Below are 21508 nucleotides of genomic sequence, written 5' to 3'. Positions count from 1 at the left end.
TTAAATTCTTGACTATATTTAACCATAATAAAGCACCCCAAAAGTTAGTGTTACTCTAACTTTTGGGGTGCAGTTCAAAATGCTCGGTCTTTTATTTTTTTATTTTAAATGACACTTTTGTCGTTTATAATAATGACGATAGTGTCATTATTATAAGGGGGTATAAGATGAAAAGGTCATTATGGCAAAATAAACGCTTTATCTCACTTCAGGCTGCACAATTTATTTCGGGGCTAGGCGATTGGCTGCATGTGCTGGCCATGTTCACTTTGGTTTCTGTAACGTTTCAAGCCACGTCAGTCGAATTATCTGGATTGGTGCTTAGTCAGGCGATTCCGGGTATTCTTCTTGGCCCGCTGGCAGGAACCATGGCTGATCGATGGAACAGGAAGCATGTGATGATTGCTACGGCTTTGTTTCGGGCAGCAGCAGTCAGTATGTTATTTGCGGCATCATCCATCTGGCAAATTTACTTGATATTCTTTACCATCGGGTGCCTGGCTGCTGTCTTTGCACCAGCAGAGAACGGTTTGGTGAAACAGCTTGTTCCATGCACAGATGCCGAATGCCATTGCAGTTAGTGAAGTATTAGGGACGGTCAGCAAAATAGCAGGCCCTGTCCTAGGAGGTTCGCTTCTGATTGTCATGGAAGTCAGGCATATCTTACTCATTGATATCGGTACGTTTCTGTTAGCTGTAATTTTATTAAGCACCATCAAGGTTGGAAGAGTAAAGGCAGAACGGAAGAGCTTTGAACGAACAGGAGAGATGAGGGTGGGTTTCCAGCTGATCCGTCAGTCTCCTCAGCTATATGTCGCTCTGCTGCTCATCAGTTCCGCTATGCTAGTCCTTCAGTTTGCCGATAGTCAAGTGATGGTTCTGCTACGGCTTGTTTTGGAACAGCCGACTGCCATTTTCGGCTATTCAATTGCTGCCAGCGGTGCAGGTATGTTTCTTGCTGCTTATCTGTTCGGTACGAAGAGATTACAGCTGAAGCTTGCTCCATCCCTTATTTTCGGTACACTTGGAATAGGTACGGTTGTACTGCTGCTTGGAGTGGCTAGTTATTTACCGGATAAGATTTATGCATATCTAGTGCCGTTGCTGTTTCTTTTGATTGGGTTTGGCTTCAGTTCGATAAGCATGCCTTTCCATACAGCTGTGCAGCTGCAGACAAAGGTTACGGATACGGGGAAAATTTATGGTGCAATCAACAGCTTCATGGGAGCAGGTGCAGTTGTTGGGATGGCCGCCGGAGGCATCATCATGACTATTTTTGGCCCGATTCATGGATTCATGCTGACAGGCTGTTTGCTGATTGTTCTTGGTATAGCAGCAGCTTTTAGTTTTCGTAAGACAGAAGGAGGAGACGCACTTGCCAAAAGTGACAGAAGCATACAAGGAAAAGAAAAGGCTCGAGGTGCTCAGAACGGCTGAAGAGGTATTCATTAAGAAAGGGTATCAGCATACGACAATGACGGATATCGTTGAAGCATCGGGATGGAGCAGGGGAGCGGTTTATACGTATTATCCAAATACCGAATCGATGTTTCAGGCAATCATGGCTGAGAAGGACAAGGGTTTTGAAAGCTATATGGAACAGATGCTTACGACTTGTTCTTCTATCTGGCAAGTTTTGATTGCATATATCGATCAGGCTTGCGAACAGCTGCACGCTGCTTCCAGCTCCTTTGGTACCGTTGTTTACGAGTACTTGTTGATGCATTGGCGGGATGATCAGAAGATGGTTTTCTTCAAAGAGCGGATACTTTGGGCAACATCGTATTTTAAAGAACTCATTGAAAAAGGAATTGAAGAGAAGGAATTTCGCCAGGATTTGAATTGTGAAGCAATCGGGAATATTTATTTTCTTCATCAGGACGGTATGTATTTGCAGGCAATGATCGGAACGGTTTCCTGGGATAAGCTCAAAGAGCAAGTGGAATTGTTCAAGGAGATGCTGAGTGGAATATTGTTTGATGAAAAGGGCACACCCTGAAAGTTAGATGTGCTCTTTCAATACCTTTTGGAACTAAATTTAAATGTGTAACGATCACTGCGGTAATATAATCGTGTGTATTCAAATGGAATATCATTCTCCAGAAAAGCCCATAGCTGCATAGATAATATAGGGGCAGTTTCTTCGATTTCGAGAAGCTTCATAAGATTCGGGGAAGGCATTGCCGGAATCATCTCTCCCATCCTTTCCTTTATAAGAAATCCTTTGCTTTCCAAGTAGGCATATTTGGAATTCATCATGATGTCTTCTGTCAGGTCAGGAAACATGGCTATCGGCATGAAGGTCTCCTCTAAAATAATTGGATCATCATCTGCACACCGCAGTCGTTTTACATAAAAGACTTGAGCCTCGGATGATAATTGTAAACGACGTCTGATTTCTTCCTCTGGATGCATGATGGTGAAGGTCAATAACTTATTGGAAGGAACTTTTCCAAGTTTGATGATTTCTTCTGTAAAACTCTGCAGCCGGTAGATGTCATGTTCGATTTTCTGTTGTTTCACATAGGTACCGCTTCCATGTACTTTATACAGCAGGTCTTCTTTCACTAATAACTGCAATGCTTGCCTTACCGTTACCCTGCTTGCCTGGAATGAAGCAGCCAGTTCCATTTCGGTAGGAATGGCCTCATCCTTTTTTAGATATCCTCTTGCAATATCTTTTTTAATTTCATTCGCTATCTGGCGATAAAGGGGCGTACTTTTCATTTCCAGACATCACCTCTCGTTCATATCTCTCTGTGTTGTATTGTAATGAATTATAAAATACATACAACTATAATACATTATATTGATTGGTTTTCATATTTGTATTATAGTTGTTTTAATTAAGAAGGGGAGTGGGTGAGTTGATAAAAAAACTGAAAATTGCAATTGTAGGCGGGGGAAGTACGTACACTCTGGGGATGATCAAAAGTCTAATTGCCGAGAAAGAAACTTTCCCGTTAAAAGAACTGGTGCTGTACGATCTGGATGACAAGCGACAATCGATCATAGCTGATGCTGCCGCCATCTTACTGAAGGAGCAGTATGGTGGTGATCTTACATTCAAAAGCACAACTAACTTGGAAACAGCCTGCAGAAATACTGACTTTGTATTTGTCCAAATACGTACAGGTGGTTTGGAAATGAGAGAACTGGATGAAAAAATCCCATTATCTCACGGTGTTGTCGGTCAAGAAACTTGCGGGCCGGGAGGAATGGCTTATGGAATCCGGTCCATAAAGGATATGACAGAATTAGTCAAAAACATCCGGGCTATCTCCAAAGAAGCATGGATACTGAATTATACAAACCCTGCTGCCATTGTTGCTTATGCGTTAAAACAGCAGTTCCCCGAAGACAACAGAATCTTGAACATCTGTGATATGCCGATTGCAATCATGATTAGTTACGCGAAATTACTGGGAGTGGATATCTGGGATTTGACGGCAGATTATTTTGGTTTGAATCACTTCGGGTGGTTTACCAAGATCGTGCATGCAGACGGAACTGATTATACGAAACTCCTGAAAGAACGGATCATCGAAGAAGGCTTCAGACCAGAAGATGAAGAGATTGCCAATGATGTTTCCTGGCAGGAGACTTTTGCTCAGGCTCGCCAGACTTTATTGGATTTCCCGGATTACTTACCAAATACTTACTTGCAATATTATCTTTACCCCGACAAAATAGTTGAAAAGTCGAATCCGGATCATACACGAGCGAGGCAGGTCATAGAAGGCAGACAAAAGCGTGTGCATGATATGTGTAAACGGATAGTTGCTGCAGGCTCTGCTGCAGTGGAGAATCTGAAAGCGGACATTCATGGCATTTTTATAATAAGGGCTGCTGCATCTCTTGCATACAATTTAAAAGAGCGATATATCGTGATGGTGGAGAATGACGGTATCATAGCTAATTTGCCTTCGGATGCTATCATTGAAGTACCTGCATTACTTGCAAAAGATGGTATTCAGGCGTTTGCCGTTGGAGAGATTCCTGTATTTCATAAGGGATTGATAGAAGGACAGTATGCATATGAGCGGCTGGTTTGTGAAGCTTATTTTGAACAAGACTACCGTAAATTGTTACAAGCGATGACATTGAATCGAACGGTTATAGACGCAGATAAAGCGAAGCGTGTCCTGCATGATCTGCAAGAAGCCAATAAGGAATATTGGCCAACTTTTCAATAGGGGGAAACAAAATGAAGAAGCTGATTATCAATGCAGATGATTTCGGTTATTCAAGGGCAATCAATTTTGGTATTATCGATTGCTTCCAGCACGGTGTTCTAAGTTCAGCTACATTGATGACAAACATGCCCGGTGCGGAACATGCCGCCGAATTAGCAAAGGAAAATAGTGGTCTGGGAGTAGGTGTACATCTTGTTCTGACATGTGGGGAACCTATCCTGAAAAAGCATAAGACGATTGTAGATGTGCAAGGAAGGTTCAGAAGGCTCTCTTTTTATGAAAGCGCTTTTAATGTCGATTTAGATGAAATCTACGACGAATGGAAGGCGCAGATTGAACGCTTTAAATCGTTTGGTATCAATCCGACACATCTTGATAGTCATCACCATATCAACACTTATAAAGGAATAAGGGATGTTTTTTGCCAGCTTGCAGAAGAATACAATCTGCCAGTGAGAAACAATATGGGATTGCCAGATCACCTGTGTCACCCGAATCGGTTCGAGTATTACGTAGAGAATGTACTGAAGGATGAAGCAAGTATTGCAAATGCGTTCCAAGCAGCGGATTCAGTGGAAGTAATGTGTCACCCGGGCTACTTGGATAAGGCTGTTGTAGAAGGATCTTCGTACACATATCCGAGATTGGACGAATTAGAATTATTAACCTCAGATAAAGTAAAACAAGTTTTAAGTAACTGTAAAGGCGTGAAGCTGGCTACTTTCAAAAGTCTATAGTATCAGGAGATGAGGAAGCATGCGCAATTTCTTGCAGAGGTTAGGGAAATCATTGCTCATTCCGATTGTAGCTTTACCGATTGCTGGCATTCTTTATAGGCTCACTGCCGAGGATCTGTTGGATATCCCTTTATTTCAGGCAGCAGGTGTCATATTGACACAGATGGATGCCTTGATTGCCATCGGTATTGCAATGGGACTATCGAGAACGAAAGATAAAGGAATACCGGCCCTGACTGGATTCCTCGCTATCATCGTGCTTAAAGAAGGCCTTGCTTTAATGAATCCTGAACTGAATATGAGTGTTTTCGGAGGAGTGCTTGCTGGTTTAATAGCAGCTTTCGTCTATAATAAATTCAAAGATACAAAACTACCGAATATGTTCGCGTTTTTTAGCGGGGAGAAATTCCCTATTACAGTCATTATTTTCACAATGGTACTAGTGGCAGGTTTGATGAGTTGGTTATGGCCGTATGCTCAAATGGGTATCGATGTCTTTAGTAAGACATTGATGGGCTTGGGAGCAATAGGGGTATTCATCTTCGGCTTCTTGAATCGATTCCTGCTGCCATTTGGTTTGCATCATGTGTTAAATACGTACGTCTATTTTGGACTCGGGGAGTATACGACACCATCAGGTGAAGTAGTCACCGGTGAAATCACTAGATTCTTGAGTGGAGATCCGATGGCGGGATTCTTCATTGGCGGATTTTATATCACTATGCTTTTCGGGGTCCCGGCTATCGCTTTGGCAATTGCAAGGGCAGCTAAGTATAAAAAGCAGGAGACAAAAACCCTGATGTCATCGGGTGCTGCGACATCAGTTATTACAGGCATTACCGAGCCTGTTGAATTCACATTCTTGTTTACCTCACCATTACTGTACTTCATCCATTCCTTCTATACAGGATTAGCTGGTGCAGTACTATACGTTTTGCATATCAGGCATGGTTTTTCTTGGGGAGCTGGACTGATAGATTACATCGTGAACTTGGGGTTGAGCAATGGAGGACTACTTATCCTGCCGGTGGGTATCGTTTTCTTTTTGTTGTATTATTTCACTTTTTATTATGTCATCAAAAAACGTCAAGTAGCAATAATTGGACAAATAGAGGATAAGGTGTATGAGGCGGCAGCGGGAGAGGAAGAAAAGGATCTTGAGCTTTCCCATAACAATCATAGATATATGGCACAGAAGCTGATTGAAAATCTTGGCGGTAAACAGAACATACTCATCAACGATAATTGCATGACGCGGCTGCGACTCGAAATAAAAGACATGGATCAAGTGAATCAATCTAAAATCAAGCAAATGGGTGTACACGGAATTGTGGAAGTCGATCAGCATAACCTGCAAATCATCATAGGATCGCAGGCATCGACTGTGAAAAAAGAAATGGATGATTTATTGGAGGATTGAGGAGCGCTCAACGCTCCCTCACCTGTATCCCGAATAGATCCTCGATCTTCTCATTCATAAACTGATAAGATGCTTCAATCCCAGCATTATAAAAAATGGGACCTAATTCCTCGACGATGAAATCGAGCAGCAGACCTGCGGCCAGGTCGCCTAGCTGCTCGTCTTTTTCTTGTTCAAAATAATTCTGCAGGGAACGGACCATTTCAGTGCGCTGGCTTTCGCTCAATTTAATTGACTGTTGCATAGGTTTCCCCTCCAATGGAATATTTCGTTTCATTATAACAAATAATTCTGCTAGACTTTAGAAAAGGGAAAAGGTGGGAGCAATGATGGCTGAATTATCTTATGAGATTGTGAAGGAACTGGGAGTGATTTCTGTATCACCGAAGGGGTGGCAGAAGGAGCTGAACATGATCAGCTGGAATGGACGCGAGCCGAAGTATGATATCAGGGACTGGGCGCCAGATCACGAAAAGATGGGTAAAGGAATCACCCTCTCAGCAGAAGAAGTCAGTGCATTGCGCGATCTATTGCAGGAGCTTGACTGATATGCTGCCTGATGAGTTGGTTCAGCTAGCCAAAGAAAGGATGGCTCCATACCCTTGTGAAGGTTTCCTGCCTGGTAGAGGACCGAAGCATCCGGTTCTTTTCTTTGTTGGTGAAGCACCGGGTGAAACGGAAATACATAGTCTGGTCCCATTCAGCGGACGAGCTGGCAAGGAGCTGGACTTGTTTTTGGAGCGTGCTGGAGTCGATCGATCAGAAGTATTCATCTCTAGCTCCGTAAGAAGCAGACCGTATCAATATAAGACAAAGCAGATCCGCGGGGAGACTGTTACGAAGAAATACAATCGGACACCTACTAAGGCCGAGGTACTCGCGCATGCGCCCGTACTCGATTATGAAATCTCGCATGCAAAGCCGGATATCCTTGTCACATTAGGAAGAATTGGCTGGGAAAGGGTAACTGGTTCGAAGGAGAGAATCACAGAGGTTGCCGGCAAGCTGATAGAACAACCGATTCAGCAATTAAAAAGCTTAGAGGAGGATTCTTTCATTTTTTCCGAGAATATATATCGTATATTCCCGACATACCATCCTGCGTCGGTATTTTACAATCCAGGGTTGCGGCCGGTAATCGAGGAACATGCATATAAGATTCGCGAACTTTTGCATAGATAAGGAGAGGAATCATGGAGAAAATCAAGGGAAAAGTGGTTGGATTTGAGCTGAACAGTCAAGACCCTGCCAAGGCGGCCAGTTTTTACGCCAATGTTTTCGGCTGGGAGATAGGGGAGCCGAATTGGGGCTATCAAGAGGTGAAGGCTGATGGAGGAATCGGAGGGGGAATAAGTAAGGGACCGCATGATTTTCCGCATGGAACCAGGATCCAGATTGAAGTGGAGGATTTGGATAAAGCGATCCAAGCTGCCAAAGAGGAAGGAGCAGTGGTCGTTCGCGAAAAAATGGACTTTGAATCATTCCATCTTGCTTATTTGGTTGACCCGGTCGGAGTTGGCATTGGATTGGTGCAGTATAGCTCCAAAGACCAGAAACTGCGGCCGAAGCGATAAAGCCTTGCGTGAGGAAAAGGCACCTCTTCTAAGCGGTCTTCTCCGCTTTTCCATAAAAAAACAGGCGTATCAGCTGACTGATACGCCTTTCTTTATTATTTTGCTGCTTTTTGTAGTTTGGTGATCATTTGCAAGGCGCGGCCTGTACCGATTGCAACAGATTCCAATGGGTTCGGAGCCAAGTGCACGGGAACGGAAATCTCAGAAGCAAGCCATTGCTGCATACCTTTTAGCAATGCGCCGCCGCCTGTCAAAATGACACCATGGTCGACGATATCCCCGCTGAGTTCCGGTGGGCAGTCTTCCAATGTCATGCGGATGGTTTCCAGGATTTGTTCCAATGATTCCTTAAGGGCAACCTGTACTTCTTTCGATGAAATGCCGATCGTTTTAGGCAGTCCTGTCACCATATCGCGGCCGCGGACATCCATCATCAGTTCATCATGTTCGATCAAAGCATGGCCTATTTCCATCTTGATTTGCTCTGCCGTTCTTTCCCCGATCAAAATGTTGTAGTGCTTGCGGATGTATTGAACAATTTCTTCATCCATGGAATCCCCGCCGATTCGCACGGAACGGCAGGAAACAACGCCGCCGAATGAGATGATGCCGACTTCGCTTGTACCGCCGCCGATGTCGACGATCACATTTGCCACCGGCTCGTCTACTGGCAAGTCTGCCCCGATCGCTGCAGCGATGGGTTCTTCGATCAAATGAACATTTTTTGCACCATACGATTTGACTGCATTATGTATAGCGCGTCTTTCAACGGAAGTACTGCCAGAAGGCGTACAGACAACAATAGTAGGCTTGCGAAGGGAAGCGCCCATCACTTTGCTTACTTTTTTCAATATTTCTTTCAATAATTGAGCTGTTACATCATAGTCAGCGATTACACCATCTTTCAATGGACGGATCGGTACGATATTCTGAGGAGTCTTACCGACCATTTCTTTTGCTTCAGCTCCAACCGCCACAACATTTTTTGTTTCCAAATCGATCGCTACAACGGAAGGTTCATTCAATACGATTCCTTTTTGTTTTGTATACACAAGTATATTTGCAGTGCCAAGGTCTATTCCGATTTCAGGATTAGCAAACATTATATTTCCTCCAATGATGACATATTTCTATTATATTCATTCTCACCCGTTTATTTATTTATGGGGGTAGATACGTCAAAGTACCAAAAAACTTCTAAATTCGACATAGTTCATTTTATCACCTGGTATAGAGGTGTTAAAGAGATACCTTTATCCTAATTTGGCAGATTAAACTAATAAGTTTAGGAAGAAAGAATTATAGGAAGAGAGAGTACTAAGTCAATTTACAGATAGATTACAAATAATGAGGGATTGTTACAAAAACTAGGAAGGAAAAAAGGTGTCAATCCTAATTTATAACCAATAAATAGAAAGATGACTGTTTATTACTAGTTTCAGAGCAGGAGGAGCGGGTATGATTTCGCGTAATATCCAACTTTTTGCTGGATTGTTCAGGGATGAGTGCCAATTGGAAAATCCAGGCTGCAATATTACACAAAAACCCATGCTATGATGTTGCTGCAACAGAAAACACACATCTCGAAAGGAGCAACATCATGTTCAAGAAAGTATTAGTAACAACACTATCTACAGCTATCCTAGCAGGTGGCGCTTTGGCAGGAACAGCTAATGCTGCACCAGCACAACCAACTAAAGAAGAAGCTCAAGTGCATGTAGCACAAGTAGTGAAAAGCGGATCTTTCTCTTCTATCGAAGATTTAAATAAATGGGTGAATGACTATCTATCAGCTTATAACATTAACATTAATGTTGATAGCTTGCTAGCGAAGTATAATAAGCAACAGCCTGCTCAACAAGAGAAAGCACAAACTCAAGCACCTAAGCAAGAAGAAGCAAAAGCACCTGCTTCTAATAAAAAAGAGCAAAAAGAAGAAAAAGCTGATGAGCAAGCAACTGAACAAAAAGCACAAGCTCCAGCACAAAAACAAGAAACTGCTTCTGACAGCAAACAAACAGAAGACAAGCAAGCTACTGAAGGCCTGAGTGCATTCGAACAACAAGTAGTGGACTTGACTAACAAAGAGCGTGAAAAAGCTGGTCTCAAGCCGTTGAAAGCAGACGCCGAACTAAGCAAAGTAGCACGTGCAAAATCCCAGGATATGGCGGACAAAGGCTACTTCGATCATAACAGCCCGACTTACGGTTCTCCGTTCGACATGATGAAATCTTTCGGAATCTCTTATAAAACTGCTGGTGAAAACATCGCCCAAGGTCAAAAGACTCCAGAAGAAGTCGTGGAAGCTTGGATGAACAGCCAAGGTCACCGTGAAAACATCCTAAACCCTGATTACACAAACATCGGTGTAGGTTATGTAGAAAACGGTAACTATTGGACACAGCAATTCATTGGTAAATAATTCAGATTATTGTATAATGAAAAGCAACCGATTGTGAATCGGTTGCTTTTTTTGCATTTTTGGAGGGATTGTATGGATCTGATTTCGCTGCTTGCGGAAGAAAGGATAAAAAAGGCGGAAGAAAGTGGAGAATTCCGCAACCTTCCTGGTACAGGAAAACCTTTGGTACTGGAGGATTTATCCGGTGTACCAGAGGATATGCGGATGAGCTATAAGGTTCTGAAGAATGCCGGCTATATCCCACCTGAAATGGAGCTGCAAAAAGAAATTGTAGCACTGCGCGATTTACTGCGTGCTTGTACGGATGATTCGGAGCGAGCGGATTATCGGAAACGGATCAGCGAAAAGGAGATTCAATACGAAGCATTGCTTCAGAAACTCAAGAGAAATTCGCCAAGTGCACTGAATCAATACCGGGAACGGATTGAAAACAAACTAACATAATCACATAGTATTTTCTTATCACGAGAGGTGGAGGGACTGGCCCTTGGAAGCCTCGGCAACAGGCAGGGATGCACTGTGCCAATTCCAGCAGACGACAAGTCTGACAGATAAGAGGAGCTTTTACCTTGGATAAGGAGCCTCTTCTGTAAAACGGAAGAGGCTTTTTTACATATGCAGAGGAGTGGAGAATGATGACGAAACAAATTATCTTGCAAGCATTTGATATGACATCCGCTATGCACAATGCCCATGGTTTATGGAAGCATCCGGAGAACAGACGGCATCGGGAATACAAGTCGCTGGACTACTGGGTCGAGCTTGCGCGTCTTTTGGAAAAAGGAAAGTTCGATGCAGTGTTTTTTGCTGATGTGCTTGGTGTTTATGATGTTTATGGAGGGGATGAAAAGGCAGCATTGCGTGACGGGGTCCAAGTGCCGCTGAATGATCCAGCTTTTGCTATCCCGGCTATGGCAGCGGTGACAGAGCATCTTTCCTTCGCTGTCACAGTCAGTACATCGTACGAGCAGCCATTCCATAATGCACGAAAATTCTCTACGCTCGACCATTTGACCAAGGGTCGTGTCGCTTGGAATATCGTTACATCTTACTTGCCGAATGCGGCCCGGAATTTCGGGCTGGAGAAAATGGTCAAGCATGATGAACGTTACAGAATAGCCGAGGAATTCCTGGAGGTTTCCTATAAATTGCTTGAAGATAGCTGGGAAGAGGATGCGGTTGTGTCGGATCCGGCAAGAGGTGTGCTCGTGGACCCGGAAAAGGTACATCGTATCAAGCACAAGGGCAAATACTTCTCAGTCGAAGGACCGCATGTCAGTGAACCGTCACCGCAGCGCACGCCAGTGCTTTACCAAGCCGGTACTTCTGAAAAAGGACGGGAATTCGCAGCCAGGCATGCTGAATGTGTATTCGTTGGCGGACCTACACCAGAAAAGATCAATTACTATATCGAGGATATCAAAACGCGGGCAGAAGCGTATGGCAGAAGCCGTGCTGAAATCAAAGCATTCACTTTCCTGAATGTGGTCGTTGCCGAAACGGAAGAGAAAGCGCAGGCGAAATATGAGGAAATCAAGAAATATTGGAGTGCAGATGCAGCCAAAGCCCAGTATGGCGGATCGACTGGTTATGACTTAGCTTCCTATGAAAATGAAGATGAATTGTTCACATACAAGCATACAGAACAAGGGCAATCGCGGGCTGCGTATTTGACAAAGGATGCTGCTAAGCCCTTCACTGTCAAAGAAATACAGGAGAAATTCAGCAAGCCGGCTGAGATGGATATCATCGTCGGGAGTCCTGAACAGGTGGCTGACAAGATAGAAGATCTCTTTGTGCGAAGCGGGGTCGATGGCTTCAATTTGACGCATTACATTACGCCGAAGGACTTGGTAGACTTTGTTGAATTAGTCGTGCCAATCCTGCAGAAGCGAGGATTATACAAAAAGGAGTATGCAGAAGGAACATTCCGGGAGAAATTATATGGACATCCGCATCTTACCGGGGCGCATCCGGCGAAACAAGGAAAGAGGAGCTGAAGCATCAGCTCCTTTTTTCTATTCCAGATAAGTCAAAATGCCATTGCCTTCTTGATAAGAGACTGTTGCCAAAGCGCCATTGATCATCGTTAACTGCGGCGGCATATGTCCAATATCTGTATCATAAATGATCGGCAATCCGATTTCATCGGCGAATTCATGGATCATTTGCTCCACGGTGTAATCTTCTGAAGGTGTGCTCCGGGCGGGTCTGCCGAATAATACACCGCTTGCCCGATCGAACCAGCTGTGTTCTTTCAGATGCCAAAGGTTTCGGTACGCTTCGGCTGATGCCCAATCAGCCCATTCCAGATAGATGATCGTATTTTCTTCAAATGTTTCACGCCATTTCTGAATAGGTGCGTATTTTGTTCCAGCGATGACGGTCAGCGTATTCAGACAGCCGCCGATCAATCGGCCGGTAAAAGAGACCGGTTGGCCTGTGGTGGATTTCCATTGCGTTTTACTGTCCAGATCAAATCCTGCTGCATCGTCCTGTGCGAATAGCTTATCCCAAGAGGACTGGTACATAGGCGAGGAGTACTGGACAAAGTTTTTACGAGACGGCGCTGATAAAACCTTATGCCATTGCTTTGTCGTTTCATCGAGTGCTTCCATATGCAAATCGAAGAAATTGGTCGCATGGGCAGTGGCGATGGTTGTTTGCAGGGTATAACTGCAGAGAAGTGTACTTGTATCGGAATAACCAATCAGCCATTTTGGTTTATTTGAAGCTAGTTTGTCCCAATCGAGCTTTGCTAATACTTGGACAAGCAGTTCTCCGCCCCATGGCGGCATGATGGCATCAATTCCGGGGTCGGTAAGGTAGCTCATCAGTTCGGTTGCCCGGTTTTCAGCGCAGCTGCTTCTGGCGGCTTTTTGAGTCCAGACGGTATCCCCTATGATCACATGTTGTCCCAGCTTCTCCAGCTGATCTTTAGCTTTATGTATTCGGGAATGGAGGGAAGCTGGGACTCCGCTGGATGGTGCTGTGATGGCAAAGGTGGAGTTGGGTGTGAGAGCAGTTGGAAAGATGGTCGACATCAGTATCATCCTTTCTTTTCCATATTATAGCATTGGTGTTCTGCTGTTTGAACAGATGTTCTGCGGGGAATGGAATAGCAGATATCCACACATATTCGCATTTATAAAACGAGGGAGTTGAGTGAATGATAAACGTGTTGTTTATTTGTTTAGGCAACATCTGCCGCTCGCCGGTGGCTGAGACGATTTTAGGCAAACGGATAGAGGGAGCAGGATTATCCGGGCTTTCGACTCCGCCGGAACCGGTCATTGGCTCGAGGGAAAAAGAAAAAGTTACATCCTTCTGCCGGTGAGCTTCTGGCAAAAGGGCATTCCAATAGTTGAGAAACTAGCGAAGCAAGTGCAGACTGCTGGATGCAGGGTGTGCGGAATTGTACGAGGCAATATAAAACAACAGATACGGTGGAAGGAGCCGGTTTGATGAAAAGTAAGTTCACGTTAGGTTTAACGATTGGTGCTACTGTCGGCGGCTTAATTTCGTTATGTGATGCACAGACAAGGGAGCACGTAAGAGGCAATTTGATGCGTGCTGGTTCTGAAGCAGTTTTTTACCTCCGCAATCCTGGTGTCTTCGTGGATGATGTAAAAACGTCTTATGCGCGAGTGGCGACCAGTTTATCCACTTCGGCCGATAAGGGCTTGAGAGGATTGGAGGAAGTCCAGCATGCACTGCAGAAAGTGAGCAAGCTGGACGATCAAATCGAATTACCTGCCGGAGAGCCCCAGAAACAGTTGGCAGGAGCAACGACTGCAGCTAGATAAAGATAAGGCTGTATAGAGAGAGAAGGAGGAGAAGCCATGGGGAGCTTTTTGAAACAGCTTGGGCAGCGGATCGGCAATGATGAAGTGACTGGTCTGTCTGCCCAGCTGGCTTATTTTTTATTGCTATCACTATTTCCATTTATCATCTTTCTGGTATCATTGATCGCATTTTTGCCAGTCAGTCAACAAGATATCATGAATACATTATCGACATTTGCACCTGAATCGACCATGGAACTATTGGAAGAAAATATAACTGGGCTGGTCAATGACCGGAACGGGGGGCTATTATCGATCGGTATCTTGGCAACGCTTTGGTCCGCGTCAAATGGTGTCAATGCCATCATTCGTGCTTTGAATAGGGCATACGATGTCAATGAAGATCGATCTTTCATCGTAGCCAGAGGAGTAGCTGTCGTGCTGACAATCGCAATGGTGCTCGTTATCGCGGTCGCATTCCTGCTGCCGATCTTTGGTAAATCGATTGGACTTTATATCTTTTCCATTTTCGGATTGGATGATGGTTTTCTGACTGTATGGGGTGCATTGCGCTGGGTGATCTCTTTTGTCATATTCTTCATTGTGTTGCTCGCATTGTACGTGCTGGCGCCAAGTAAGAAAATCTCGGTCAAGGAATCGATGGTCGGTGCAGCCTTTGCGGCGATCGGCTGGATGATTGCATCTCTGTTATTTTCCTTTTACGTAGACAACTTCGGCAATTATTCCGCGACATATGGATCTCTTGGAGCAGTCATCGTCCTGATGATCTGGTTTTATCTTTCTGGCATCATCATCATTACCGGTGGTGAAATCAATGCGATGCTGGATGAGCGGAGGAAAGCGAAAAAGGCTTCCTGATAAAAGGGCGCTGAAAAACTAAAGGATCCTTTTGTAGCGAGTGTATAATGTCTATATAAGAGTAAATAAAAAGTAGAAGGAATCTATATGTATTAGGCTCCTTCTACTTTTTTATTTTTAACCACTTTTTCAGACGCCTCCTGATAAAGGAAGCATTTTTATTTCAATAGCCGCAGACCATTTAAAATCACAAGAATGGTACTGCCTTCATGACCTACCACGCCGAGCGGCAAACCGAGATATTGGCTGATATTTGCCAAAATCAGCAGCAGAATGACACTGATGGAGAAGATGACGTTTTGCTTGACGATCCGGCGCATCCGCTTTGAGAGCCTGATGGCATCAGCCAGTTTCCGTAAGTCGTTCTTGATCAAAACCATATCAGCGGTTTCCAGGGCTGCATCTGTCCCATTCCCCATGGCTATCCCAACTTGTGCACTAGCAATGGCAGGAGCATCATTGATTCCATCTCCTACCATGGCAATCATTCCGTAATTTCTTTCCAGCCCTTTGATTTCCGCAACTTTCTCTTCTGGCAAGCAATTGGCGCGATAAGTTGTGATGCCTGCTTGGGCGGCTATTGCCTTTGCGGTCTGCTCGTTATCTCCTGTCAGCATGATAGTCGATATACCAAGCTTCGTTAAGGAACGGATAGCTGCTTTGGCTTCGGGTCTCAATGTATCCTGAAGTGCAAATACCCCGGCAATCCCATCTTCGTTTTCTATAAATACAAGCGATTTTCCGGCAGCAGCCAACGCATCCGCTTGGTCTGCGAATAGTTGGTCACCTGTACTGTTCATATAAGATGCTTTACCGATCCGCCACTTCTGTCCCTGCCATACTCCTTCCATTCCTTGACCGGCAGCATCTGTTACGTGATCGGCAGGCTCGATGGAGTCAGCGTTTGTATATGCTGCCACTGCTTTTGCGAGCGGGTGGGAGGATTGGGACTGAATGGCATGAGCTGCTTTCAGCACTTGGGAAGCTTCAGCTGTTTTACTGACAAGAAAATCTGTCACGGACGGTGTACCAGCGGTCAAACTGCCGGTTTTATCGAAGGCGACTGCTTTTACTTGTCCAAGTGATTCCAGATGGACCCCGCCTTTGACTAGAATCCCATTTCGCGCGCCTTTGGAAATAGCGGATAAGGTCGCCGGCATGACTGATGCTACAAGAGCGCATGGGGAGGCGACAACAAGCAGAATCATTGCTCGGTAAAATGATTCGGTGAAAGACCAGGTCGTAAAGATTGGAGGAACTAGGAATAAAAGCAATACTAGCAACAGGACGATTTTGACATAAGGACCTTCGAATCGCTCGATGAAATGCTGAGCGGGTGATTTTTGTGCTTGGGCAGTTTGGACCATTGTGATGATCCGCTGGAACAATGTATCTTCTGAAGGTTTCGTGACACGAATTTCCAAGACAGCGCTGCTGTTTACGGTGCCGGCGAATACCTCATGACCTTCTGATTTTGTTACCGGTATACCTTCCCCCGTGATGGCACTTTCATCGATGCTCGTTGTTCCTTTTATGATGACGCCATCGGCTGGGATGCGATCCCCAGGCAGTACCAGTACTTGATCATTCACGCGGAGTTGATCTACAGGGACAGTTTCTTTTCCGGCAGCAGTCAATCTCGTCGCTTCATCAGGCTGAAGTGACAGTAATGCGTGTAATTCCCGGCTGCTTCTGTTTTCTGTGTAAGTTTCCAAAGCCCCGGAAAGGGCAAAGATGAAAATGAGCAAAGCGCCTTCCAGCCAATGACCGATGATGGCAGCTCCAATTGCAGCGAAAATCATCAGCATCTCCACATTCAGCTTCCGCTCCAGAATTGTTTCGGTAATTCCTTCTTTTGCCTTGTAGTAACCACCAATCAGATATGCGGCAATATAAAGCAAAGGGGCTGCTTCTGTGTCATGAAATAGTAAATAGGTGACGATGATGATTGCACCGCTGAATAATGCGGCAAGCAGTTCGAAATGTTTCTTCATTCGGTTAAATCCTCCAATTCATATGTAGCTTGTTTATAATTATTATAATGTAATAGTTATTTCACTATATTATAAAGCTAGTTTAAAATCAATATAAAAAAGAAATAATTTTTATTTATATGTGTAACAGTTGAAAGTGAAAAATGAAACAGTTCAGAAAAATATTGAAATAGAAGTGATTACCTGTTATCTTTTAGGATATATGAAAATATAACAAGGGGAGAGTGTGTAGTTTCATGGGGAAGAGATTAGGTATTATATGTAGTTTATTTATGATTGTGCTACTTCTGGGAGCTTGTGGAAACAGTGGGAAGGAAGATTCTGAAAGCGCTGGCAATGATAAAACATGGGAGAAGATTCAGGAGTCCGGCAAGCTTGTAGTCGGTACATCCGGTACCCTTTTTGCTGCGTCATACTATCCAGATGGCTCCGATGAACTTACAGGATATGATGTGGAAGTAATCAAGGAGATTGCAAAGCGGCTGGATTTGGAAGTGGAATTCAAGACATCTGACTTTAATAATATGCTCGCTTCCGTACAGAATGGCAGAATAGATGTAGCAGCGAATGATATCGAGATTACCGATGAAAGAAAAGAGCAATTCTCTTTCACAGAGCCATATAAGTATTCCTATACTTCCATGATCGTCCGGAAAGATGATTTGTCTGGTATTCACAGCTTGGCGGATCTAAAAGGAAAACGTGCCGGCGGGGAAGCTTCGACAAACCATAGCAAGGTTGCGGAGCAGCTCGGGGCAGAGGTGGTCACATATAGCAATGCAACTAATGATGTGTATTTGCGGGATGTCGATAATGGACGGACAGATCTTATCATTAATGACTACTATTTACAATCATTGGCTTTGCAGGCTTTTCCTGATTTCAATATCATGATCCATCCTGATTTCAAGTTCGATCAGATTGAACAAGGTGCCATTATTTCCAAAGATGCACCGGAACTTAAAAAACAAATGGACAAGGCCCTTGATGAGATGAAAGAAGACGGTACATTGTCGAAGCTTTCAGAGGAGTTCTATGGAGGTGCGGATGTTTCCCAAAAACCAGATGAAGAATTACCGACAGTGGATGAACTATTGGAACAAGAAAGCAATAAGTGAATCGATAAAGGAGAAACATCATCATGAAGAAACGATTACTGTTATTAAGCAGTTTACTGGTCGTCCTTATTTTAAGTGCTTGCGGTTCTTCTGATAATGATAGTGCCGAACAAGCGTCAGAAGATAAAGTATGGGAGGAAATTCAAGATTCCGGGAAGGTCACCGTCGGAACTTCCGGCACATTGTATCCGGCAAGTTACTATCCAGAAGGATCGGATGAAATAACTGGATACGATGTAGAAGTAGTCAAAGAAATCGCCAAACGTCTCGATTTGGACGTAGAGTTTAAGACCTCTGATTTTAATAACATGCTTGCGTCTGTTCAGAATGGACGTGTCGATATGGCTGCAAATGATATTGGTGTGACTGATGAGCGTAAGGATAAGTTTGCTTATACCAATCCGTATAAATATTCGTATACCACGATGATCGTGCGTAAAGATGACCTTTCTGGCATTCATTCTTTAAAAGATTTCAAAGGGAAAAAAGCAGGGGGTGAGGCAACAACCGGCTACAGCAAGATTGCCGAAGAACTTGGTGCCGAGGTGGTGGCATATGGCAATACGACCAATGACGTCTATTTGCGTGATGTGGACAACGGCCGTACCGATCTGATCATCAATGATTATTATCTGCAGTCGTTGGCCCTGCAAGCTTTTCCGGATTTTAATATCACAATCCACCCGGATTTCAAATTCGATGCAACAGCCAATGCTGCCATCATGCCGAAAGATGCAACGGAATTGAAGAAACAAGTCGACAAGGTTCTTGATGAGATGCAGGAAGATGGTACACTGACGAAATTGTCCGAGGAGTTCTTCGGTGGTGCGGACGTTTCCAAACAGCCGGATGAGGATATACCGACTATCGATGAAGTATTGAAACAGCAGCAGGAAGAAGAAAAATGATACCATTCGAGGCTGTGAATATCGGGAAATTCTTTGATGCAGAATTGGCATGGGAGAACCTGCCATTCATATTGGAAGGATTACCAATGACGATAGCAGTTGCTTTCGCCGGTATGGGGATAGGTCTGCTACTAGGTTTTTTCCTGGCAATCGGCCGCAGTTCCCGATTCTTTTTCCTGCGATGGCCCGCGCGTTTCTATATTTCCTTTATGCGCGGAACACCGATACTCGTGTTTTTGTTCATCCTTTATCAAGGGTTGCCGGTTGTACAAATCAGGCTGGATGCATTTACATGCGCCGTCCTGGCTTTCGGATTGAATAGTGCAGCTTATATTGCCGAGGTCAACAGAGGGGCGCTGAACAGTATTTCATATGGTCAATGGGAATCTTCCTATGCGCTCGGTCTCAATTATTGGCAAACACTGACAAGAGTAATCGTCCCGCAAGCAGCGCGGGTAGCGATGCCACCTCTGACAAATGTGTTCCTTGACTTGGTGAAGGCGACAAGTCTGGCGGCAGTTATCACTGTTCCGGAAATGTTCCAGAAAGCACAGATTGTAGCTGGCCGGACATTCGATTCGATGACGATGTATATTACAGTGGCGCTTGTATATTGGCCGCTTTGTATCATCATTTCTTATTTCCAGGAACGTCTGGAGAAGCGATTCTCCCGTTATATCAATTAAAAGAAGGGATGTGCCCGCTCGGGCGCATCCCTTTACTGCTGTTCTGCAACCACCGTACGCTTAGTGAAAACTGCATGGACGAGCAAGGTTATGAAAATACCAGCGAAAATGACTGTCATGATGAGAAAGAAACTGACATCAGGCATCTTTTCGATAAACACACCGCTAAGATAAGGTCCGCCAAGACTGCCGATACTGAAGGTGATACTGCAAAGCAGATTTCCTGTCGGCAGTAAATGCCGCGGTGTCAAATCAGTCATATAGCTTATGCCGAGCGAGAAGGTTGAACCGAGCAGCATCCCGGCGGCGAATAAACAAACGAATAAGGCGATATAATGCTGTTCTGTAAATACGGCTGCCGCAAAACACATCGTACCGAGAAGCATAACGGTCAGGAGTGTATACTTACGGCCGAATTTATCGCTGAGCATACCTAGTGGAATCTGGAACACAATACCTCCGATGGCAAAGCCGGTCAGCAATATGGACACTTCTGATACACCGATGTCCTGACGCAGCCCATATATAGGAAAACTTCCATTCAAGGAGGATTCCAAAAAGCCGTATCCAAGTGGCGGCAAAAAGGCAACCCAAGCATATTTCAGTGTCGAGCCGAAACGCTGCAGCAATCCTTGCTGCTGTACAGCTTGGTTATTCTCTTCTTCTGGGAATTCATTGCGCAGCTGAAAAAGAGTGAACCAAGCGATCAAGCAAAGTCCGCCTGATAAGATGAATGGCAGAGATTCTGAAATCTTGACAAGCGATGTCATGAGCGGACCGACAGCAAACCCAATCCCGAAGAAAAGCCCATAAATGGAGATGTTCCGTCCGCGTACTGTTTCAGGAGAAGAGGATGTAATCCAAGTCTGCGTACCGAAATGAAGCGCATTATCTCCGATTCCGATCAATAGCCGCAGGACAAACCAGAACCAAAAGGACTTCCATAGCGGGAAGGCAAGCAATGCCACAACAACGATCAGTCCGCCGGCCATGATGACCGGACGGTATCCGAATTTACGCAAGGGGGCTTCCATGAATGGAGATACAAGTAAAATTCCGATATAAATGGCAACAGCATTCAATCCATTCATCGATGAAGAAAGACCGTCCTGCTCAAATATAATGGCGATGAGCGGAAGCAGCAGCCCCTGACTGAAACCGGAAACTGCCACAATACTGACAAGAATCCAAAAACTGTATGCATTTCTCATAATGTCATTACCCCTGTATGTAAGATGATTTCCCCATCCTACTGTATAGTTTTTCCTGGAATTGGTCAATCAAGGTGGAGGGTTAAAAGCTGATCTCCTTGGGAATATAAGCTATAAAGATATAGCAAGGAGAGGTGAAGGAATTGAAGCTGACAATGAAACAGCATGGATTCCGTATCGAACTGCCCCATCAAACATTGGATATTGACGGGAATGAGCTATTTGGTATCCGACCTTATGAGCTGATGGTTTCTTCGATAGCAGGATGCAGTGCAGCTGTTTTTCGAAAAATCATCGAAAAGCAGCGGCTTGAGATAGATGATTTGGAAGTGGCAGCTGAAGTGGAACGAGATGAATTGGCTGCTAATCGCATTTCCAAAATCACATTGACGTTCATTGTACGTGGCTATCATTTGGATAGAGGGCAGCTGGAAAAGGACTTGGAGCTTGCACAAAAAAACTGTTCCATGGTGCAAACGGTGAAGGATTGCATTGAAATCGAAGAGCGATTGGACCTTGTCCATCTGAATCATTTGAATCATTATTGAGATGTATAGGATGGCTCCTGACTTCAGATA

The 21508-nt window shown here is 44.4% G+C and carries 25 protein-coding genes and 1 riboswitch; of the genes, 19 read left to right on the top strand and 6 right to left on the bottom strand.

Annotated features, from left to right (window positions below):
- Positions 1-167 precede the first annotated feature (167 nt).
- The 3 genes from AB1K91_RS16730 to AB1K91_RS16720 are packed head-to-tail and all read left to right on the top strand — an operon-like array spanning position 168 to position 1999.
- Positions 168-581, top strand: a complete 414-nt coding sequence (locus tag AB1K91_RS16730; protein WP_413091490.1) for an MFS transporter — start codon at positions 168-170, stop codon at positions 579-581.
- Positions 544-1437 (top strand): MFS transporter, encoded by an 894-nt coding sequence (locus AB1K91_RS16725; RefSeq protein ID WP_413091488.1) that lies wholly within the window; start codon positions 544-546, stop codon positions 1435-1437. Before AB1K91_RS16730 ends, AB1K91_RS16725 begins: the two co-directional genes overlap by 38 nt.
- Complete coding sequence (locus tag AB1K91_RS16720; protein WP_413091499.1) at positions 1385-1999, top strand: TetR/AcrR family transcriptional regulator; 615 nt, start codon at positions 1385-1387, stop codon at positions 1997-1999. The genes AB1K91_RS16725 and AB1K91_RS16720 overlap by 53 nt, the downstream gene beginning before the upstream one ends.
- A gap of 17 nt (positions 2000-2016) precedes the next feature.
- On the opposite strand, the gene AB1K91_RS16715 is transcribed toward AB1K91_RS16720, so the two are convergent.
- Positions 2017-2727 (bottom strand): GntR family transcriptional regulator, encoded by a 711-nt coding sequence (locus AB1K91_RS16715; protein WP_413091486.1) that lies wholly within the window; start codon positions 2725-2727, stop codon positions 2017-2019.
- 143 nt (positions 2728-2870) lie between these two features.
- On the opposite strand from AB1K91_RS16715, the gene AB1K91_RS16710 reads away from it, so the two are divergent.
- From AB1K91_RS16710 to AB1K91_RS16700, 3 genes are read left to right on the top strand one after another with little or no spacing between them, the layout of a single operon-like run.
- A complete protein-coding gene (locus AB1K91_RS16710; protein ID WP_413091497.1) occupies positions 2871-4196 on the top strand; it encodes a family 4 glycosyl hydrolase in 1326 nt (441 codons plus the stop codon).
- An 11-nt stretch (positions 4197-4207) separates the two neighbouring features.
- The gene (gene chbG, locus AB1K91_RS16705; protein ID WP_413091485.1) at positions 4208-4933 is read left to right on the top strand and encodes a chitin disaccharide deacetylase; all 726 of its coding nucleotides are present in this window, start codon (positions 4208-4210) and stop codon (positions 4931-4933) included.
- 19 nt (positions 4934-4952) lie between these two features.
- Positions 4953-6353: a PTS transporter subunit EIIC gene (locus AB1K91_RS16700; protein ID WP_413091483.1), complete on the top strand. Its 1401-nt coding sequence runs from the start codon at positions 4953-4955 to the stop codon at positions 6351-6353.
- A 7-nt stretch (positions 6354-6360) separates the two neighbouring features.
- On the opposite strand, the gene AB1K91_RS16695 is transcribed toward AB1K91_RS16700, so the two are convergent.
- Positions 6361-6597 carry a DUF2164 family protein gene (locus AB1K91_RS16695; protein WP_413091482.1) on the bottom strand — a complete coding sequence of 79 codons (237 nt, stop codon included), beginning with the start codon at positions 6595-6597 and terminating at the stop codon, positions 6361-6363.
- 85 nt (positions 6598-6682) lie between these two features.
- Here AB1K91_RS16695 and AB1K91_RS16690 point away from each other — a divergent pair, with 85 nt between their 5' ends.
- From AB1K91_RS16690 to AB1K91_RS16680, 3 genes are read left to right on the top strand one after another with little or no spacing between them, the layout of a single operon-like run.
- Complete coding sequence (locus tag AB1K91_RS16690; protein WP_413091495.1) at positions 6683-6901, top strand: YdbC family protein; 219 nt, start codon at positions 6683-6685, stop codon at positions 6899-6901.
- A 1-nt stretch (position 6902) separates the two neighbouring features.
- A complete protein-coding gene (locus AB1K91_RS16685; RefSeq protein ID WP_413091480.1) occupies positions 6903-7535 on the top strand; it encodes a uracil-DNA glycosylase in 633 nt (210 codons plus the stop codon).
- 11 nt (positions 7536-7546) lie between these two features.
- Complete coding sequence (locus AB1K91_RS16680) at positions 7547-7927, top strand: VOC family protein (RefSeq protein ID WP_413091478.1); 381 nt, start codon at positions 7547-7549, stop codon at positions 7925-7927.
- A gap of 95 nt (positions 7928-8022) precedes the next feature.
- Here the strand turns inward: AB1K91_RS16680 and mreBH are convergent, their stop codons facing one another.
- On the bottom strand, positions 8023-9030 hold the full coding sequence (gene mreBH, locus AB1K91_RS16675) for a rod-share determining protein MreBH (protein ID WP_093728081.1): 1008 nt from the start codon (positions 9028-9030) through the stop codon (positions 8023-8025).
- A gap of 497 nt (positions 9031-9527) precedes the next feature.
- Here mreBH and AB1K91_RS16670 point away from each other — a divergent pair, with 497 nt between their 5' ends.
- The 3 genes from AB1K91_RS16670 to AB1K91_RS16660 all read left to right on the top strand — a co-directional run bounded on the left by AB1K91_RS16670 (position 9528) and on the right by AB1K91_RS16660 (position 12349).
- Positions 9528-10349, top strand: a complete 822-nt coding sequence (locus AB1K91_RS16670; protein ID WP_413091476.1) for a CAP domain-containing protein — start codon at positions 9528-9530, stop codon at positions 10347-10349.
- A gap of 72 nt (positions 10350-10421) precedes the next feature.
- Complete coding sequence (locus AB1K91_RS16665; protein WP_413091474.1) at positions 10422-10793, top strand: DnaJ family domain-containing protein; 372 nt, start codon at positions 10422-10424, stop codon at positions 10791-10793.
- Between the two features lie 12 nt (positions 10794-10805).
- A riboswitch (SAM riboswitch) is annotated at positions 10806-10907 on the top strand.
- 77 nt (positions 10908-10984) lie between these two features.
- Positions 10985-12349 carry an LLM class flavin-dependent oxidoreductase gene (locus AB1K91_RS16660; protein ID WP_413091493.1) on the top strand — a complete coding sequence of 455 codons (1365 nt, stop codon included), beginning with the start codon at positions 10985-10987 and terminating at the stop codon, positions 12347-12349.
- Positions 12350-12367: 18 nt separating this feature from the next.
- Here the strand turns inward: AB1K91_RS16660 and AB1K91_RS16655 are convergent, their stop codons facing one another.
- Entirely contained in the window at positions 12368-13393 is a 1026-nt protein-coding gene (locus tag AB1K91_RS16655) for a S66 family peptidase (RefSeq protein ID WP_413091472.1), read from the bottom strand.
- Positions 13394-13518: 125 nt separating this feature from the next.
- Here AB1K91_RS16655 and AB1K91_RS16650 point away from each other — a divergent pair, with 125 nt between their 5' ends.
- The 3 genes from AB1K91_RS16650 (at position 13519) to AB1K91_RS16640 (ending at position 15013) form a co-directional block, all read left to right on the top strand.
- Positions 13519-13686, top strand: coding sequence for an arsenate reductase/protein-tyrosine-phosphatase family protein (locus AB1K91_RS16650; RefSeq protein ID WP_413091470.1), 168 nt, complete (start codon positions 13519-13521; stop codon positions 13684-13686).
- Positions 13687-13813: 127 nt separating this feature from the next.
- On the top strand, positions 13814-14155 hold the full coding sequence (locus AB1K91_RS16645; RefSeq protein WP_413091468.1) for a hypothetical protein: 342 nt from the start codon (positions 13814-13816) through the stop codon (positions 14153-14155).
- A 36-nt stretch (positions 14156-14191) separates the two neighbouring features.
- Entirely contained in the window at positions 14192-15013 is an 822-nt protein-coding gene (locus tag AB1K91_RS16640; RefSeq protein WP_413091467.1) for a YihY/virulence factor BrkB family protein, read from the top strand.
- A 158-nt stretch (positions 15014-15171) separates the two neighbouring features.
- Here the strand turns inward: AB1K91_RS16640 and AB1K91_RS16635 are convergent, their stop codons facing one another.
- Positions 15172-17007: a heavy metal translocating P-type ATPase gene (locus AB1K91_RS16635; RefSeq protein WP_413091465.1), complete on the bottom strand. Its 1836-nt coding sequence runs from the start codon at positions 17005-17007 to the stop codon at positions 15172-15174.
- A gap of 272 nt (positions 17008-17279) precedes the next feature.
- Here AB1K91_RS16635 and AB1K91_RS16630 point away from each other — a divergent pair, with 272 nt between their 5' ends.
- From AB1K91_RS16630 to AB1K91_RS16620, 3 genes are read left to right on the top strand one after another with little or no spacing between them, the layout of a single operon-like run.
- Entirely contained in the window at positions 17280-18125 is an 846-nt protein-coding gene (locus AB1K91_RS16630; RefSeq protein WP_413091464.1) for a transporter substrate-binding domain-containing protein, read from the top strand.
- A gap of 23 nt (positions 18126-18148) precedes the next feature.
- Positions 18149-19033: a transporter substrate-binding domain-containing protein gene (locus AB1K91_RS16625; RefSeq protein WP_413091462.1), complete on the top strand. Its 885-nt coding sequence runs from the start codon at positions 18149-18151 to the stop codon at positions 19031-19033.
- Positions 19030-19719 (top strand): amino acid ABC transporter permease, encoded by a 690-nt coding sequence (locus tag AB1K91_RS16620; RefSeq protein ID WP_413091460.1) that lies wholly within the window; start codon positions 19030-19032, stop codon positions 19717-19719. Before AB1K91_RS16625 ends, AB1K91_RS16620 begins: the two co-directional genes overlap by 4 nt.
- A 32-nt stretch (positions 19720-19751) precedes the next feature.
- Here AB1K91_RS16620 and AB1K91_RS16615 read toward each other — a convergent pair whose 3' ends face one another.
- On the bottom strand, positions 19752-20930 hold the full coding sequence (locus tag AB1K91_RS16615) for an MFS transporter (protein ID WP_413091458.1): 1179 nt from the start codon (positions 20928-20930) through the stop codon (positions 19752-19754).
- A gap of 143 nt (positions 20931-21073) precedes the next feature.
- On the opposite strand from AB1K91_RS16615, the gene AB1K91_RS16610 reads away from it, so the two are divergent.
- Positions 21074-21478, top strand: coding sequence for an OsmC family protein (locus AB1K91_RS16610; protein WP_413091456.1), 405 nt, complete (start codon positions 21074-21076; stop codon positions 21476-21478).
- Positions 21479-21508: the final 30 nt, after the last annotated feature.

Source organism: Terribacillus jepli (assembly GCF_047228925.1).
GTDB lineage: Bacteria > Bacillota > Bacilli > Bacillales > Amphibacillaceae > Terribacillus.
The sequence above is the reverse complement of the archived record's forward strand: the minus strand, read 5'-3'. Positions and strand labels throughout refer to the sequence as shown.

Excerpts from the sequence above, each read along its gene's own strand:
- AB1K91_RS16730 (WP_413091490.1), top strand. The coding sequence starts at position 168 with ATGAAAAGGTCATTATGGCAAAATAAACGCTTTATCTCACTTCAGGCT.
- AB1K91_RS16715 (WP_413091486.1), bottom strand. The coding sequence starts at position 2,727 with ATGAAAAGTACGCCCCTTTATCGCCAGATAGCGAATGAAATTAAAAAA.
- chbG (WP_413091485.1), top strand. The coding sequence starts at position 4,208 with ATGAAGAAGCTGATTATCAATGCAGATGATTTCGGTTATTCAAGGGCA.
- AB1K91_RS16700 (WP_413091483.1), top strand. The coding sequence starts at position 4,953 with ATGCGCAATTTCTTGCAGAGGTTAGGGAAATCATTGCTCATTCCGATT.
- AB1K91_RS16695 (WP_413091482.1), bottom strand. The coding sequence starts at position 6,597 with ATGCAACAGTCAATTAAATTGAGCGAAAGCCAGCGCACTGAAATGGTC.
- AB1K91_RS16690 (WP_413091495.1), top strand. The coding sequence starts at position 6,683 with ATGGCTGAATTATCTTATGAGATTGTGAAGGAACTGGGAGTGATTTCT.
- AB1K91_RS16685 (WP_413091480.1), top strand. The coding sequence starts at position 6,903 with ATGCTGCCTGATGAGTTGGTTCAGCTAGCCAAAGAAAGGATGGCTCCA.
- AB1K91_RS16680 (WP_413091478.1), top strand. The coding sequence starts at position 7,547 with ATGGAGAAAATCAAGGGAAAAGTGGTTGGATTTGAGCTGAACAGTCAA.
- mreBH (WP_093728081.1), bottom strand. The coding sequence starts at position 9,030 with ATGTTTGCTAATCCTGAAATCGGAATAGACCTTGGCACTGCAAATATA.
- AB1K91_RS16670 (WP_413091476.1), top strand. The coding sequence starts at position 9,528 with ATGTTCAAGAAAGTATTAGTAACAACACTATCTACAGCTATCCTAGCA.
- AB1K91_RS16665 (WP_413091474.1), top strand. The coding sequence starts at position 10,422 with ATGGATCTGATTTCGCTGCTTGCGGAAGAAAGGATAAAAAAGGCGGAA.
- AB1K91_RS16660 (WP_413091493.1), top strand. The coding sequence starts at position 10,985 with ATGACGAAACAAATTATCTTGCAAGCATTTGATATGACATCCGCTATG.
- AB1K91_RS16655 (WP_413091472.1), bottom strand. The coding sequence starts at position 13,393 with ATGTCGACCATCTTTCCAACTGCTCTCACACCCAACTCCACCTTTGCC.
- AB1K91_RS16650 (WP_413091470.1), top strand. The coding sequence starts at position 13,519 with ATGATAAACGTGTTGTTTATTTGTTTAGGCAACATCTGCCGCTCGCCG.
- AB1K91_RS16645 (WP_413091468.1), top strand. The coding sequence starts at position 13,814 with ATGAAAAGTAAGTTCACGTTAGGTTTAACGATTGGTGCTACTGTCGGC.
- AB1K91_RS16640 (WP_413091467.1), top strand. The coding sequence starts at position 14,192 with ATGGGGAGCTTTTTGAAACAGCTTGGGCAGCGGATCGGCAATGATGAA.
- AB1K91_RS16635 (WP_413091465.1), bottom strand. The coding sequence starts at position 17,007 with ATGAAGAAACATTTCGAACTGCTTGCCGCATTATTCAGCGGTGCAATC.
- AB1K91_RS16630 (WP_413091464.1), top strand. The coding sequence starts at position 17,280 with ATGATTGTGCTACTTCTGGGAGCTTGTGGAAACAGTGGGAAGGAAGAT.
- AB1K91_RS16625 (WP_413091462.1), top strand. The coding sequence starts at position 18,149 with ATGAAGAAACGATTACTGTTATTAAGCAGTTTACTGGTCGTCCTTATT.
- AB1K91_RS16620 (WP_413091460.1), top strand. The coding sequence starts at position 19,030 with ATGATACCATTCGAGGCTGTGAATATCGGGAAATTCTTTGATGCAGAA.
- AB1K91_RS16615 (WP_413091458.1), bottom strand. The coding sequence starts at position 20,930 with ATGAGAAATGCATACAGTTTTTGGATTCTTGTCAGTATTGTGGCAGTT.